This is a genomic window from Ruegeria sp. AA3, assembly GCF_056542905.1.
Genome location: NZ_JBQGAQ010000001.1, coordinates 236,779 through 252,924, shown reverse-complemented (window position 1 = coordinate 252,924; position 16,146 = coordinate 236,779). Strand labels below are relative to the sequence as shown.

Sequence of the window (16,146 nt, the reverse complement as noted above, 5' to 3'; positions counted from 1 at the left end):
TGACTGGTCAAAGCAGAACATGCACCCTAGCGTGCCCGCATGACACATCCGATCCATGACAGCCGATACTCCTGGCTTCGCCTGCTGATCACTCTGGCGATCGCAACGGTGGTCAATGTGGGCATGTGGGCTGTGGTTGTCGTGATGCCCGCCATCGAGGCCGATTTTGGAGCAGGCAGAGCCGCCGCATCGATGCCCTATACGCTCACCATGATCGGTTTTGCCTTTGGCAACATGTGGCTTGGAAAGCTGGTGGATAATCTGGGCGTGACAAAGGCTCTGATCGGGGCCGCCCTATTAAGCGCATTAAGCTATTTGCTGGCCACGCTTGCACCGAACATTGCCCTCCTTTCAGTCGCGCATCTGTTGCTGGGTCTTGGAACATCGATCGGGTTTGGGCCACTGATCGCCGATATCTCGCATTGGTTCATGCGCAGGCGCGGGGTTGCTGTGGCGCTGGTGGCCAGTGGCAACTACCTTTCAGGTGCAATCTGGCCTACGCTGTTATCGGGCATTCTGCAGCGCGAAGGATGGCAACAGGTTTATCTGAGCCTCGCCCTCATCACATTGGTCGTTGTCATACCCCTGTCCCTGCTCCTACGTCGCCAAGTTCCGGTCGAAGCGCACAGCACCGCAGCAGCAGCAGCACAGATCAAGGCTCAGAGCGTCGGCTTTTCACCCCGCGCCCTGCAATACATCCTCGGGTTGGCGGGTATCGGCTGCTGCGTGGCAATGTCGATGCCACAGGTCCATATCGTGTCCTATTGCATCGGCCTCGGCTACGGCCCAGCGGTCGGGGCTGAAATGCTGTCACTAATGCTACTGGGAGGTGTGGTCAGCCGAATAATCTCGGGGCTGGTTGCGGACCAATTGGGTGGACTTTCCACGCTGCTGATCGGCTCGACCCTGCAATGTATCGCATTGTTCCTGTTTCTGCCCTACGACGGAATGGTTTCGCTATACGTTGTCAGCATGCTGTTTGGATTGGCGCAGGGTGGTATCGTGCCAAGCTACGCGCTGGTTGTGCGCGAATACATGCCGCCACAAGAGGCCGGCGCGCGCGTCGGCTTAGTCTTGATGATGACCATTCTGGGCATGGCTCTGGGCGGCTGGATGTCCGGCTGGATCTACGATGTAACCGGCAACTATCAACTCGCCTTTATCAACGGCATCGTTTGGAATGGCATGAACATCGCCATCCTGCTGATGCTCTTGAAACGCTCAAGGCCACGCGGCGACACAGCATTGGCATGACCGACCTCACGCGCCGCACACTCATCGCTGGCCTTGCGGCTCTACCGTTCGCGCGCGACGCTCATGCAGCACTCACCCCGTACGTTCTGGCAACGGCGCGCAGCTCGGTTGAATTTACCTACACTCTGTCTGGCACAGCACAAACAGGTACGATGCCAGCTCAGACGGCGCAGATTCTAATCGACACGAGACGCCTTCAAAACAGTAGGGTCGATGTTGTGATGGACGTGGCCCGAGCTCGTACGAAATTGCCCTTTGCGCGCGGTCCAATGCTAGGCAGCAGCGTGTTGAACGCTGCCCGATATCCAACCATTCGGTTCGTCACGACCAAAATTCAACTTGGACCCACTGGTCGCATCTCGGAAGGCGCGACAGTAACGGGTGATCTGACAGTGCGTGATGTAACCCGTCCCGTAACGCTGAAAGCCGATCTTTATCGAAGACCAGGCAGCGCAGTGGATGATCTGGACATCCTGTTCATAAGGTTGGTGGGCGCGCTTAATCGGCACGAATTTGGTGCCTCAGGCTATCCTGATCTGGTACAGCCAATGATTGGTTTAAACATCCGAGCCGAAATCATTCGACAGGATTAGCCAAGGAACGCCAAAAAACGACGCTAAGGTGTCGAATAGACACGCGCAATTCGTGACAACAAAGACAAGCTGCCCCCATCATGCGTACGATCATTTCATTTGCCGCACTTTTTCTTTCGGTCATACTATTGCAATTGTCGACCGGCGGTGTCGGGCCATTGGATGCGATCTCGGGCCTGACACTGAACTTTTCGAAAGAACAGATCGGTCTGTTGGGGTCTTCGCATTTCCTCGGCTTTTTCATTGGCTGCTGGTGGGCACCGCGCCTGATGGGAAGCGTCGGACACTCGCGCGCATTTGCCGTTTGCACCGCCTTGGGTGCGATGGGGCTGTTGGGACACACGCTGACAGAGAACCCCTATGTCTGGGCCATCCTACGGATCGCGTCGGGCACTTGCGTTGCCGGGTGCTACACGGTGATTGAGGCGTGGCTAAATGCAAAGGTCACAAATGAATCACGTGGACGTGTGATGGGAAGCTATCGCATCGCGGATCTGGGCGCCTCGCTCTGCGCACAGTTGATCATCGCGGTTCTGCCTCCGGCATCCTATGTTTCATATAATCTTCTGGCCATTTTATGCTGCGCATCGCTACTGCCTTTAACCTTAACACGCGCGAGCCAACCCAAAACCCCGGACGCACCACGCTTACGGCCCCGGCTGGCGTGGCAAAACTCACCGCTTGCAGTGGCCGGGGTCATCGTCGCAGCCCTAAGCTCGGCCTCATTTCGAATGGTCGGCCCGGTTTACGGTCAGGAGGTGGGGCTGGCTGTCGATCAGATTGCGTTCTTTCTGGCCTCATTCGTTCTGGGCGGCGCACTAGCACAGTACCCGCTGGGCTGGCTGGCCGACAAATATGACCGACGCTGGGTGTTGATCTGGCTATCGGCAGCAGCGGTCTTAAGTTGCGGCATCACAATGTTGGCCAGCGGAACCGGCACAGTCGGCGTCATGCTGACAGCGGGCTTTTTCGGCCTGACCACATTCCCGATCTTCTCGGTTTCATCAGCCCATGCAAATGACTTTGCCACCACCGAACAACGCGTGGAACTGGCCGCGGCGCTGATGTTTTGGTACGCGCTGGGGGCGATTGCCTCACCATACATCTCATCCACGTTGATCCAGCAGTTCGGCCCTGGCGCCCTATTTGCCTTCGTGGCTCTGGGTCATGCATTCCTGATCGTGTTTGGCCTTGCCCGCATGCGCTCGCGCCCAACGCCCGACGAACGGACAAATTACGTCTATGCGCCGCGTACTTCGTTTACGATTGGCAGATTGCTGAAAGGTTCGCGTGAAAAGCACTAAGCGCGATTTCAGTGTGAATTACACAGAGTCGCAAAACCCGGCCTTTTGCTAACCGCCGACATACTGTAGACGGGCGCGCAGACAGTTATCTGGAAACGCAAAATGGCTCGGATTCTCATCACCTCGGCGATCCCTTATATCAACGGGATCAAACACCTCGGCAATCTGATCGGCTCGCAGTTGCCCGCCGATCTATACGCGCGCTATCTGCGTGGTCGGGGGAATGAGGTCATGTTCCTGTGCGCAACCGACGAACACGGCACCCCTGCGGAACTGGCTGCGGCGAAAGCGGGCAAACCCGTCGCGGAATACTGCGCCGATATGTATGCGGTGCAGGCAGACATCGCAAAACGCTTTGGTCTGAGTTTTGACCACTTTGGCCGTTCATCCAGCGATCAGAACCGTAACCTGACCCAGCACTTCGCAGGCAAACTGGATGAGGCCGGGCTGATCCGCGAGGTCAGCGAGAAGCAGGTTTATTCAAACGCCGACGGCAGGTTTCTACCTGACCGTTACATCGAGGGTACATGCCCCAATTGCGGCTATGATCGCGCGCGTGGTGATCAGTGCGAGAATTGCACCAAACAGTTGGACCCGACCGACCTGATCGAGCCCCGCTCAGCGATTTCCGGTTCGACTGATTTAGAGGTGCGCGAGACCAAGCACCTGTATCTGCGCCAATCCGCTATGAAGGATCAGTTGGATGCGTGGATTGACAGCAAGACTGACTGGCCGATCCTGACCACCTCGATTGCAAAGAAATGGTTGCATGATGGCGACGGTCTGCAGGACCGCGGGATCACCCGCGATCTGGATTGGGGTGTTCCGGTTAAGAAAGGCGATCAGGACTGGCCTGGAATGGAAGGCAAGGTCTTCTACGTCTGGTTCGACGCGCCCATCGAATACATCGCCTGCGCAAAGGAATGGGCGGATGCCAACGGTAAGTCCGATGCCGAGTGGGAATGCTGGTGGCGCACCGACAAAGGCGCAGATGACGTGCGTTACGTCCAGTTCATGGGCAAAGACAACGTGCCGTTCCACACGCTCAGCTTCCCGGCTACCATTCTGGGATCGGGCGAGCCGTGGAAGATGGTCGATCACCTGAAATCATTCAACTATCTGAACTATGACGGCGGCCAGTTCTCAACCTCACAAGGGCGCGGCGTGTTCATGGATCAGGCGCTGGAGCTTCTGCCTGCCGACTACTGGCGCTGGTGGCTTTTGAGCCATGCGCCGGAAAGCAGCGACAGCGAATTCACCTGGGAAAACTTCCAGCAATCGGTCAACAAGGACCTCGCTGACGTTCTGGGCAACTTTGTCAGCCGGATCACCAAGTTCTGCCGCTCCAAGTTCGGTGAGGCCGTTCCGGGTGATGGTGAATATGGTGAGCATGAGCAAACGCTTATCGCAGAACTGACCCGACGCATCCGCGCCTATGAGGGCCACATGGAAGCAATGGAAGTGCGCAAATCTGCGCAGGAGTTGCGGGCGATCTGGGTCGCGGGCAACGAATACCTGCAGGCCGCGGCCCCCTGGTCAACTTTCAAGGAAGACCCGGCGCTGGCTGCGGTTCAAGTTAGGCTGGGACTGAACTTGATCCGTCTCTATGCGGTTCTGAGCGCGCCGTTTATTCCTGAAACCTCGGCAAAAATGCTCAGCGCGATGAACACGCTGGACACTAGCTGGCCTGATGACGTCGACGCCGCACTGCGTGCCCTACCCGCAGGCCACGACTTCACGGTTCCCGATGTGCTGTTCGCCAAGGTCACCGATGAGCAACGTGAAGACTGGCAGAATCGCTTCGCGGGGACGCGTAAATAACAACAAATCTTCATCTGTGAATGCAGCGGCAGAGGGCTGACCAATCCTCTGTCGTGTTTTATTCAGCAGACCCACTGGCCCTAAAAAGGTGCCCTTTCCTCTGCAATTCTGCTGTTGGCGCAAGCTAAGTCTGCCAATTGGAAAGAAATTCTTTATCATCTGAACTTCGCAGGAAGTCTCAACATGCTTGAGAAACTGCGCCAAACCCGCCATCCTGCCTGAAACATCACTCGACTCGTCCGCGCATATCTGATGCCCGGGCGCATTATCTTTAGTTTGAACGAGGCGTCATCATGTCCTTTGTATTTAAAAAGCCCACATACCGCCGTCGCGGATACTTCAGGACAATAGGCGCATCTCTCGCTGTAATCGCATGGTCCATCCTTCCGCACTCAGTTACGGCACAGGATCAGTCAGACGCCCCCGCGCCAAAGGTCTCGATCGCGGCGGCCTATACAGAAGAGATTACTGATCAGGCGACGTTCATTGGGCGGGCCGAGGCCATCGACAAGGTCGACATCGTCGCGCGCGTCAGCGGGTTTCTGGACAGTCAGAACGTAGATGACGGCGCCCCAGTGTCTAAAGATGACTTGCTGTTCACGATCGAACCAGACCTTTACCAAGCAACTCTGGAAGCGCGCAAAGCTGATCTTGACCGCGCCGAGGCCAACCTTGAACTGGCCAAAGTCGATCTGGCACGTAAGGAAGAACTGTACAAGCGAGACGCCACACCCGAATCCGAACGTGATATCGCACGTGCCAACGAATTGGTTGCGGAAGCCGAGGTAAAAGCTGCGAATGCGGCCATCCAGCAGGCCGAGCTTGATCTCAGCTATACCCAGATTCACGCGCCATTTTCTGGTCGGATCGGTCGGGTCGAAATTAGTGTTGGCGACGTCGTCGGCCCCAATAATCCACCCCTCGTCACGCTGGTTAGCGAGGCCCCCATCTACGTGAATTTTTCATTGAACGAGAAACAGTTCACCTCGGTTCTTGAACAAATTGGTGAAGATCCAGCGACCCTGGCAGAAAGCAACAAAAGTCCAAACGTCCATGTGACCTTGCCGAATGGAACCGCACTGGATGAGACAGGCGAAATCATTTTTGTAGATAACCGCATTGACCCGTTGACTGGTGCGATCACCCTCACAGCTCAGTTCGAAAATGCCAAACGTCTGCTTGTCGATGGCGCGTTCGTAAACGTCCAGATCGAAGCGTTGGAGCCAACGCTGCAGGTATTGATCCCTCAAGCGGCCCTGCAACGTGACCAACGCGGGGAATTCGTATTGGTCGTCAATGACAAACAGATGGTCGAGCAGCGCTACATCACAACCGGAGACCCCGTCGACTCGGCCATTATCGTAACGGATGGTCTGCGTGAGGGCGAAAGTGTGATCGTCGAAGGTCTGCAGCGCGTTCGTCCCGGCGTCGCCGTCGATGCCGTTGTCGCCTCTGAGCAGCCAGGAGAATAACAGATGTTCTCTGCCCTGTTCATCAGCCGGCCCAAGCTGGCGCTTGTAATTTCGCTGGTCCTGACCATCTTGGGCGGGATCGGTTATATGGTTCTGCCGGTTGCGCAATTCCCTGATATCACGCCTCCGGTTGTCAGTGTAACCGCCACCTATACCGGCGCGAATGCCGAAACTGTCGAGAACACCGTAGCCGCGCCAATCGAGGCGCAGGTCAACGGCGTGGACGACATGATCTATATGACGTCAACTTCGTCAGATAACGGTTCTTATTCTCTGAATGTAACGTTTGAAGTTGGCACCGATCCTGATATTGCATCGGTCAACGTGCAGAACCGCGTCGCGCAGGCCATGGCCTCGTTGCCGAGCGAAGTGACCTCATCGGGCGTGGTAACCCAAAAAGCGTCAACAAACATGCTGCTGCTGGTCACGCTGACCTCGCCCAATGGCACGTATGACAGCGTGTTTCTTTCGAACTATGCCTCGATCAACCTGAAAGACGCGCTGGCACGCGTTCAGGGCGTAGGTAAGGCTGATGTTCTGACCAATCTGGAATACGCGATGCGGATATGGATGGATCCGGATAAGATGGCCGCGCTGTCGATCACTCCGGGTGATGTCATAAACGCAATCCGCGAGCAGAATATCGAAGTATCGGCTGGATCGATTGGATCACCGCCTGTTCCAGAAGGGCAAACCTTTCAATACACGATCAAGACCAAAGGCCGCCTGACCTCTGCTGATGAGTTCGGAGATATCGTTATCCGCACCGGGGATGCAGGCGCGATTGTACGTGTCAAAGACATCGCTCGCACAGAGCTTGGTGCGCAGTTTTATTCAGCTTCGGGTTATTTTCAAAGCGTTCCGGCAACGGTTATCGGTATCTATCAGGCCCCTGGCGCGAACGCGCTTGCGGTTTCCGAACGTGTTGAAGCCGAGCTAGACCGTCTGTCCCGAGCCTTTCCGTCGGATGTAGAATATGCCGTTCCGTTCAACACGACAGACTTTGTGGAACAATCGCTCAATGACGTGGTGTCAACACTGATCCTGACATTCATACTCGTGATTACGGTCGTGTTCATATTCCTTGGCAGTTGGCGCGCGACTATTATTCCCGCGGTGGCAATTCCCGTCTCACTGATTGGAACATTCGCATTCCTTCTGGCATTCGGCATGTCGCTCAACACGATCTCACTATTTGCGCTGGTGCTAGCCATCGGCATCGTGGTGGATGACGCCATTGTCGTAGTTGAAAATGTCGAGCGTATCATCGCGGATGAGGGGCTGCCTCCTGCCGAAGCGACACGCAAAGCGATGGGTCAAATCACCGGTCCGGTGATTGCGACAACCCTGGTTTTGCTGGCAGTGTTCGTACCCGTCACCTTTATGCCTGGTATTTCAGGGCGGCTTTATTCTCAGTTCGCGGTCACGATCTCGACCGCTGTCGTGATCTCATCGATCAACGCCCTGACATTGTCTCCGGCCTTGTGTGGATTGGTTCTGAAGGCACGCTCTGGTCCCCCAACTGGGTTGCTGGCTATGTTCGAAGGGTTCATCGGTTCGATGCGCAACGGATATACCGCAATCGTACGAAAATTGCTGATCCTGCCGGTGATTTCACTGGGCATCATCGCGGCCTTCGCTGCCGGTACAGGGTCCATCATGGGTGTCACCTCGAAAGGGTTTATTCCGCTTGAGGATAATGGCTATCTGTTTGTCGACATCCAACTGCCCGACGCCGCAACGCTGGAACGCACCGAAACTGTCTCGGCACGTCTGGATGCGCAGATTCAAGATATCCCCGGTGTCGCGAGCACCGTTCTGGTGAACGGGTTCTCGCTGCTTAACGGCACGACGACAAACGGAGCGGCCATTTTCGTCAACCTCACCAACTGGGAGGAGCGGCAAGAACCTGATCTGAGCGCCGATGCCATTCTGGGCAAAGTTCTGGCGATTGCAAACCAGGAATCCGCAGCGTCGATTGTGGCGTTCAACCCGCCGCCCATTCAGGGCTTGGGCATGTCCGCCGGCGTTGAAATGGAGGTACAGCAAACCGGAGGCGGATCACCGCAGGATCTGGCGTCAGCAGTGGGCTCATATGTCTATGCCGCGAACCAGAGGCCTGAAATCGCACAGGCCTACACCACTTTCCGCGCAAACGTCCCGCAGCTTTTCGTTGATCTGGACCGGGAAAAAGCCAAGACGCTGCAGGTCTCGGTGGCCGAGATCTTCCAGACCATGCAGGCGCAGCTTGGTTCATATTACGTAAACGACTTTAACCTGTTTGGTCGTGTTTACCGCGTCATGATCCAGGCCGAAGGCTCGTACCGGAACAAGGTCGAGGATATCTCGGACCTCTATGTACGCTCCACCAAAGGCGAGATGGTGCCGTTGGGCACATTGATCGACGTCGAGAACGTACTGGGCCCGGTTCTGCTGAAACGGCACAATCTGTTCCGTTCTGCGACTGTGACCGCAGTTCCAGCGGCCGGATTGTCAACCGGTGACGCCATCACCGCTATGACCGAAGAATCGGCGACCGCTCTGCCCCCCGGTTATGCTTTTGAATGGACCGGGACCGCGCAACAACAGCTGGCATCAGGCAACCTGGTTGTCGTGATCCTAGGATTAGCAATCCTGTTCGGGTACCTCTTCCTTGTCGGCCAATATGAAAGCTGGACGATGCCCGTTTCGATCCTGATGTCGGTGACCGTGGCCTTGTTCGGTGCCGTCGCAGCGGTGGCAATCGTGGGCAGCGACATCAACCTCTACACGCAGATCGGGATGATCATGCTGGTCGGGCTTGCGTCAAAGAACGGGATTCTCATCGTCGAATTTGCGATGGAACAAAGGGCCAAGGGGCTGTCCGTTAAAGACGCCGCGGTCGAAGCTGCCTTCCAGCGTTTCCGCGCCGTGATGATGACCGCGTTGTCCTTCCTGCTGGGCGTGGTTCCATTGCTGGCGGCAAATGGTGCCGGGGCGGCAAGTCAGAAGGCCATTGGTGTGGCCGTATTTGGCGGTATGCTTGCTGCGACACTGTTCGGCGTCATTCTGGTTCCCGTCCTCTATGCCGTTATGCAAAGCATGCGAGAGTGGATCAAAGGGAGCAAGAATGATCCAGGACCGTCAGAGGAAACCGCGTAAAAACGGCAATAAAACGAATACGCCCCGCAGAACAGCGGGGCGTTTTTTTCGTGTGAAGCGACTGGTTGTTGCGTTACCGATTTGTCATCCAGTCATCGAGCCGATCAATCTGCTCGGGGCTTAGTCGTAGTCCCAACTTGTTGCGACGCCATATAACGTCCTCGGCGGTGCGCGCGTATTCCTTGTCCATCAACCAGACAAGTTCGGTCTCGGTCAGGGTCGCCCCAAAATCCTCGCCCAAATCGGTCTGATCTTTGGCCGCCCCCAGAATGTCCCAAGCTTCGGTGCCGTACGCTCGGACCAGCCGATGCGCCCAAGCTTCGGTGAGGAAAGGATAATCCGTCTGCACCTGCCGGACTAAATCTGGCGCACCATCAACGGGGAAATCTCCTCCGGGCAGCGCTACCCCGGCCGTCCAAGGCCCTGCAAGATCTGGGAAGTACTCTCCGATCTTCTCCAACGCGCTTTCCGCGAGGCGCCGGTATGTGGTGATTTTGCCGCCAAAGACATTCAGAACCGGAGCGCCGCCTGTGGCATCAACCTTCAGCGTATAGTCTCGGGTCGCTGCGGTGGCACTGCTTGCGCCGTCATCATAAAGTGGACGCACGCCGGAATAGGTCCAGACGATATCAGCACGTGTCACCGGTTTCTTAAAATACTTCGTGGCAAATGCGCATAAGTACTCCTGCTCGGCCTCGGTGCAAACTGGCCGCTCCGATGGATCAGAATGATCCTGATCTGTGGTGCCAATCAGGGTAAAATCCTGCTCGTAAGGAATGGCAAAGATGATGCGCCCATCCTCACCCTGAAAGAAGTAGCATTTGTCGTGATCAAACAGTTTGGGCGTCACGATATGACTGCCCCGCACCAACCGGACCCCTTCGCGTGAATTTATGTGGATCTTGGTCTGAATGATATCGCCCACCCACGGGCCACCTGCATTGATCAACATCTTTGCCAGAATTGTCTCAGTCTCACCGCTCTGCTGATCACGGATCGTGATATGCCACATGTCATCAACACGCCTGGCCGCAAGAACTTCGGTCCGAACCCTGATCTTCGCGCCCCTTGCCTCAGCGTCACGGGCGTTCAGAACCACCAGCCGAGAATCTTCGACCCAGCAATCCGAGTATTCGTAGGCTGTTTCGAACTTGTCTTGCAAAGGCGCGCCCTCAGGCACAGAGCGCAGGTTCAACGCGCGCGTTCCCGGCAGGATTTTGCGGCCGCCAAGATTATCGTACAAAAACAAACCCAACCGGATCAGCCAGGCCGGGCGTCGCCCACGCATCCATGGCATCACCGTACTCAGCAATCGCGAGGTTGGCGTCTCAGAATCAAAACGCATATCGGCGTGATACGGTAACACGAAACGCATCGGCCAACTGATATGCGGCATCGCGCGCAGCAGCGTTTCCCGCTCTATCAGAGCTTCGCGGACCAAACGGAACTCAAAAAATTCCAAATACCTTAGCCCACCATGGAACAGTTTGGTCGACGCCGAGGAGGTGGCAGACGCCAGATCGTTCATCTCTGCCAAAGTGACAGACAATCCCCGCCCCGCAGCGTCCCTTGCAATTCCGCACCCGTTGATGCCGCCACCGATTATGAAAAGATCGGTTACCTGACTGCTGTCTGATGACATATCCAAACGATTCCCTAAAAGTGGCAGTTTCGATGGCATTAGCATCACAACACTTCGTATCGTCAACATAACTTTTCGTAAATGTTCGGTTGCAATCAAAATTCTCGAAATTTTTGCAATAACTGCACAATAAGTCTTGTCAGTTTCAAAAAATAGAACAAAAACGAACTATCCCAAGCGCAGAGCTGATCTATGTCACTATCCTTCCGTCAATCAGACATTCTTGAAATCGCCAATGTAGAAGGTCGCGTTACCGTCGACGGACTGGCCGAACGCTTTCAGGTGACGGTTCAGACCATCCGCCGCGACCTGTCCGAGTTATCAGATGCAGGAAAACTGGACAGGGTGCACGGAGGGGCCGTTCTGCGTTCGGGCGTGTCCAATATTGGTTACGAAGACCGGCGTGCCCTGAACCATGAGGCCAAGATTCGCATCGCCGAACGCTGCGCAGCAGATATTCCGGAAGGCAGCTCGATCTTTATGAATATCGGCACCTCGACCGAGGCCGTCGCACGACAGTTGCTCGACCACAAGAATCTGATGGTCGTAACCAACAACATGAACGTGGCCAATATCCTTGTAGAGAACCCGGATTGTCAGATTGTCGTTGCAGGTGGTGTTCTGCGCCGATCGGATAGCGGGCTGGTAGGCAATCTGGCAGTTTCAACCATCCGGCAATTCAAATTTGATCACGCCATAATTGGATGCTCGGCCTTAGATTTGGACGGAGATTTGATGGATTTTGACCTACAGGAAGTACTGGTCAGCCAAACAATCATTGAACAGGCACGGCAGATCAGCCTCGTCGCTGACAACTCCAAATTCCGCAGAACCGCACCTGCGCGCATAGCGTCATTGGCGGATATTGATACGGTTTATACAGATTCTGACTTCCCTGAAACGCTGGCCCGGAAATGCAATGACTGGCAAACGCAAATTATGGAATGCAAATAGCCCTCTACTGCGCCTTTCGGTTGTCTTTGCTTGCCAGACCACAATCCAGATGACAAAGTCGTGATCAATTGCAATTGGCGCAAGGGGGGCGGCAGCGGACCATGATCGCGCTTTTATTTTCGTTACTTACAGTCACAATGGGATTAAATTACTTTGGCCGGACAAACGCCGGAATGGCCCTGTTTCTGATCACTCTGGCGTTGAGCGTCTATTGGCTGAAATTTCACGCCACCAGCACGCTGACCATTCAGCTGTAGGGGGGGCTTCAATGACACCTGAACTGTCTCGCACCCTGAATGCCGTTGGCGCATTTGCTGTCAGCCTCGTACTTGTATTGGCCTACGCCTATCAGTTTTCGCTGAACGAGTTGCCCTGTCCGCTTTGTTTGTTGCAGAGGGTCGGTTTTGTCGCCGTCGGCGTTGGACTTGGGCTGAACCTGCTTTACGGAGCGCGTGCGCGTCACTATGCGCTGATGCTGCTTGCCGCACTTTACGGAGGCAGCGTTTCGATCCGTCAAATCCTGCTGCATATCGTACCAGGCACGGGCCACTACGGCTCTCCCGTATTAGGGCTGCACTACTACACCTGGGCCGCCATCTGCTTTTTTCTGGTCCTTCTGGGAACGACGATCATGCTGATGTTTGACAGGCAATATGTCAGTGACGCTCAACAAGGCCCGCGTTTCGGAGGAAGCGGGTTGGCAAAAGCTGCATTTTTTACGTTGTTGGCTCTGGCGGGGCTAAACGCGATCTCGACCCTGATCGAATGCGGCCCAACCATTTGTGCGGACCCGCCGACCAGTTACAAATTGATTGACGAACTGGGCAACAACAACTGAGGATGGCACAACCTTCCCAACAGGAGGCGCGAGCATGGGACTTTTGGGGCAGCCGCTAGGCTACTATGACTATTTGACATTCGTGGCGCTTATTCTGCTGTTGGCAGCGGTGATGGCGTTGTTTCTGTTCCTCATGGGCCTGCCCGGACGGATTGCGATCAAACGCAACCACCCGCACGCCGAAGCCGTCAAGATCATGGGATGGATGGGTTTTTTGGCTATTGTCCCGTGGGTGCATGCCTTTATCTGGGCGTTCCATGACGGGGTGACCGTCGACATGCGCCGTGGCCCTGATGAAGAACGCAAAGCGATCCGGGATGAGATCAAGCGTCTGGGCGGCACCGTTAAACCGGAATACCAAGACCCGCTGGACACCGACGAAACCAAGCAAGCCTAACGCCAAAGGAATTCAGCACTCATGTTTGTCGCCCTTGGCATCACGCTGTTCTACATCATTTTTGTCTGGTTCATCTTCTTCAAGATGGAATGGCTGAAATTCAACATCATGTGGGGGATCGTCTCGTTCTGGGTCGGCGCTCATCTGCTGCTGATCTTTTTGGTCGCGCTGCGGTTCTTTCAGCCCTTCTCAGTCGACAGCCACGTCGTGCGGTCCACGATCCAGATCGTACCGCGCCTGACACAGCCCACAATCCTGTCCGAGGTTCTGGTAGAGCCCAACACATGGGTCACGAAGGGCGATCCGCTGTATAAGTTCGACGACACGGTGTTTTCGCTGGCCGTGGACAAGGCAAATGCGCAACTGGTGGCGGCGCAGCAAAACGCGAAAATTCTCGAACAGGACGTCATAGCTGCAAGCGAAGCGGTTGAGCGTGCAAATGCGCAATTGGCGTATGCCCAAACGGAACAGGCGCGATACGAGAACCTTGTTCCGGCTGGTGGGGCACGTCAGGACGAACTAGATCGCTGGAACGAACAGGTCGCGGAAGATCAGGCGAAAATCAAAGAGGCTCAGGCCAATCTGGAAAAGGCTAACCTCGCGCTGGATTCACAGATCGACGGGGTGAATACCGGCATACTGGAAGCTGAGGCCCAACTGGCCGAAGCAGAGTACTTTCTTGAAAACACAACGATCTACGCCCCTGAAAATGGCATGATCGTTTCGCAACAGGCCCGCCCGGGGATGGTTGTGGGGGAAATTCGTCTGGGCGCCATTGCCAGCTTCGTCACTGAAGAAAGCCCCTATATTCTGGCAACCTTCCGACAGCAAAATCTCAAATTCGTAGAAGTCGGCCAACCGGTTGAAGTTGCGCTGGACTTGTACCCCGGCGAAATTCTAACCGGGAAGGTCGAAGCCGTCTGGTGGGCCACACGGCAAGGCCAATACCTGCCCTCAGGCCGCCTGCCCGGCTTTGAGCTGCCGAAGCTTCCCGGTCGGATCGCTGTTCAAATCTCAGTCGATGTGCCTGAGGGGCACACCTTCCCCGCTGGTGGCCATGCGGCCGTGGCAATCTACACGGGCATGGGCCAAAGTTTTGAGTTTCTGAGGCGCATCAATATCCGTCTCTATTCCTTTGCCAACTTCATCCGGCCGCTGGATATCTGAGGATGCGTAAGATGACTCTCCGCCGGTTGTTGGGCACCGCCCTTTGCGCTGCCACTCTCGCCGCCTGTACGCCGGTGGGGCCTGATTTCGTGCGTCCCAACTCTCCAGTGGTGAAGCAATGGATGGAGGTTAACAATCCCAGCGCGGGTCAAAGCGGCCTGACCTCGCGCAGCGCCCCCGTTGTGCGCTGGTGGGAGACATTCAACGATCCGACGCTGAACAAACTAATCGCCGAAGCCTATGCGCAAAACCTGACCTTGCAGGTCGCCGGTGCCCGCGTACTGCAGGCCCGCGCGCAGCTTGGCATCGCATTTGGTGAGCTTTACCCGCAATCACAAGCTGTGGGCGGCTCGCTGCAACGCCGACAGATCAGCGACAACCTTGGGCCGATTTCGGATATCCGGCGTATCATCCCTTTGGACACCGAATTCTCAACCTCGCAAGTGGGTTTTGATGCGCAATGGGAGCTAGACGTTTGGGGCCAACAACGTCGCGGCGTACAGGCCGCACGGTCTAACCTTGCACTACAGGTCGCCAATTATGACGACGCTCTAGTCACGCTTACCGGGGACGTTGCAGCGCTCTATATCAACATCCGCTCCTTGCAGGAGGCTCTGCGCATCGCGCGGGAGAACATCACGATCCAGCAGGAATCGGCAGACCTCACCCAGTTACGCTTTAACAACGGCGTGACGACCGAGCTGGATGTGCAGGAATCAACCGCACTGCTCAACAACACCAAAGCGCTGGTGCCCGAGTTGGAAAGCGATATCCAACAGGCCAAGAACGCGCTTGCGGTTCTGTTGGGAAAAACGCCGTCTCAGATGGCGGGCTTGATCGGAAACTCGGGTCGCATTCCAACAGGGCGCAGCAACGTAGCTGTGGGAGTCCCCGCCGAATTGCTACGGCGGCGGCCCGACGTCCGCGCCGCCGAACTTGCGGCAGCCACGCAGTCGGCGCAGGTGGGGATCGCTTTGGCTGATCTCTATCCGCAATTCATCCTGTCTGGTTCGATCGGCTTACAAGCGTCGGGCGGGCGCGATCTGTTCAGTACCAATAGTGCCACGGGATTGGCCAGTGCAGGCGTTGTCTGGAATGTCCTGAACTATGGCCGCATCAAGAACAACGTCCGCGCTCAGGATGCGGCTTATCAGGCGTTGATCGCAAATTACCAGAACACTGTGCTGACCGCCTATTCAGAGGTTGAAAGTGCGATGGTCGCCTATGCACAGGCGCGCAAACAGGTCACCTTTTATCAGCGTAGCGTTGAAGCATCGCGCAAAGCTGCTGACATAGCCGTTGATCAATACCGCGATGGCATCGCCAGTTATTCCCGTATCTTGAATACACAGACTGCCCTGCTCCGTTCACAAGCAAACTTGATCGAGGCGCGGCAAGAAGTCTCGTCCAATCTGGTCGCGATCTACAAAGGTTTGGGTGGCGGCTGGCAGATCCGTCAGAATCAGGAATTCCTACCCGAGACTGTTCTGGCCGAAATGGCCTATCGCACCGATTGGGGTGATCTGCTTGAGAAAACGCCAACACGCGCCAGCCTGAACTAAA

General features: G+C 55.8%; 13 protein-coding genes. 12 read left to right on the top strand and 1 reads right to left on the bottom strand.

What is annotated here, in order from left to right; all coding sequences use genetic code 11:
* Positions 1-39: 39 nt before the first annotated feature.
* The 6 genes from ACR0JR_RS01240 to ACR0JR_RS01215 all read left to right on the top strand — a co-directional run bounded on the left by ACR0JR_RS01240 (position 40) and on the right by ACR0JR_RS01215 (position 9,585).
* Complete coding sequence (locus ACR0JR_RS01240) at positions 40-1,254, top strand: MFS transporter (protein WP_480454728.1); 1,215 nt, start codon at positions 40-42, stop codon at positions 1,252-1,254.
* On the top strand, positions 1,251-1,847 hold the full coding sequence (locus ACR0JR_RS01235) for a YceI family protein (protein ID WP_480454727.1): 597 nt from the start codon (positions 1,251-1,253) through the stop codon (positions 1,845-1,847). Before ACR0JR_RS01240 ends, ACR0JR_RS01235 begins: the two co-directional genes overlap by 4 nt.
* 80 nt (positions 1,848-1,927) lie before the next feature.
* Positions 1,928-3,151: an MFS transporter gene (locus ACR0JR_RS01230; protein ID WP_480454726.1), complete on the top strand. Its 1,224-nt coding sequence runs from the start codon at positions 1,928-1,930 to the stop codon at positions 3,149-3,151.
* Between the two features lie 102 nt (positions 3,152-3,253).
* Complete coding sequence (metG, locus tag ACR0JR_RS01225; RefSeq protein WP_480454725.1) at positions 3,254-4,972, top strand: methionine--tRNA ligase; 1,719 nt, start codon at positions 3,254-3,256, stop codon at positions 4,970-4,972.
* Positions 4,973-5,265: 293 nt separating this feature from the next.
* Positions 5,266-6,444: an efflux RND transporter periplasmic adaptor subunit gene (locus tag ACR0JR_RS01220; protein ID WP_170778913.1), complete on the top strand. Its 1,179-nt coding sequence runs from the start codon at positions 5,266-5,268 to the stop codon at positions 6,442-6,444.
* Between the two features lie 3 nt (positions 6,445-6,447).
* On the top strand, positions 6,448-9,585 hold the full coding sequence (locus tag ACR0JR_RS01215; RefSeq protein ID WP_170778915.1) for an efflux RND transporter permease subunit: 3,138 nt from the start codon (positions 6,448-6,450) through the stop codon (positions 9,583-9,585).
* Between the two features lie 73 nt (positions 9,586-9,658).
* Here ACR0JR_RS01215 and glpD read toward each other — a convergent pair whose 3' ends face one another.
* Positions 9,659-11,227 (bottom strand): glycerol-3-phosphate dehydrogenase, encoded by a 1,569-nt coding sequence (gene glpD, locus ACR0JR_RS01210; RefSeq protein WP_170778917.1) that lies wholly within the window; start codon positions 11,225-11,227, stop codon positions 9,659-9,661.
* Positions 11,228-11,419: 192 nt separating this feature from the next.
* On the opposite strand from glpD, the gene ACR0JR_RS01205 reads away from it, so the two are divergent.
* The 6 genes from ACR0JR_RS01205 to ACR0JR_RS01180 all read left to right on the top strand — a co-directional run bounded on the left by ACR0JR_RS01205 (position 11,420) and on the right by ACR0JR_RS01180 (position 16,145).
* On the top strand, positions 11,420-12,181 hold the full coding sequence (locus ACR0JR_RS01205) for a DeoR/GlpR family DNA-binding transcription regulator (RefSeq protein ID WP_170778919.1): 762 nt from the start codon (positions 11,420-11,422) through the stop codon (positions 12,179-12,181).
* Positions 12,182-12,282: 101 nt separating this feature from the next.
* On the top strand, positions 12,283-12,438 hold the full coding sequence (locus tag ACR0JR_RS01200; RefSeq protein ID WP_010439542.1) for a DUF5993 family protein: 156 nt from the start codon (positions 12,283-12,285) through the stop codon (positions 12,436-12,438).
* Positions 12,439-12,449: 11 nt separating this feature from the next.
* Positions 12,450-13,019 carry a disulfide bond formation protein B gene (locus ACR0JR_RS01195; protein WP_480454724.1) on the top strand — a complete coding sequence of 190 codons (570 nt, stop codon included), beginning with the start codon at positions 12,450-12,452 and terminating at the stop codon, positions 13,017-13,019.
* A 34-nt stretch (positions 13,020-13,053) separates the two neighbouring features.
* Complete coding sequence (locus tag ACR0JR_RS01190; RefSeq protein ID WP_170421206.1) at positions 13,054-13,416, top strand: DUF3302 domain-containing protein; 363 nt, start codon at positions 13,054-13,056, stop codon at positions 13,414-13,416.
* Positions 13,417-13,437: 21 nt separating this feature from the next.
* Positions 13,438-14,583: an HlyD family secretion protein gene (locus ACR0JR_RS01185; RefSeq protein ID WP_480454722.1), complete on the top strand. Its 1,146-nt coding sequence runs from the start codon at positions 13,438-13,440 to the stop codon at positions 14,581-14,583.
* Positions 14,584-14,594: 11 nt separating this feature from the next.
* Positions 14,595-16,145, top strand: a complete 1,551-nt coding sequence (locus ACR0JR_RS01180; protein ID WP_480454721.1) for an efflux transporter outer membrane subunit — start codon at positions 14,595-14,597, stop codon at positions 16,143-16,145.
* Position 16,146: the final 1 nt, after the last annotated feature.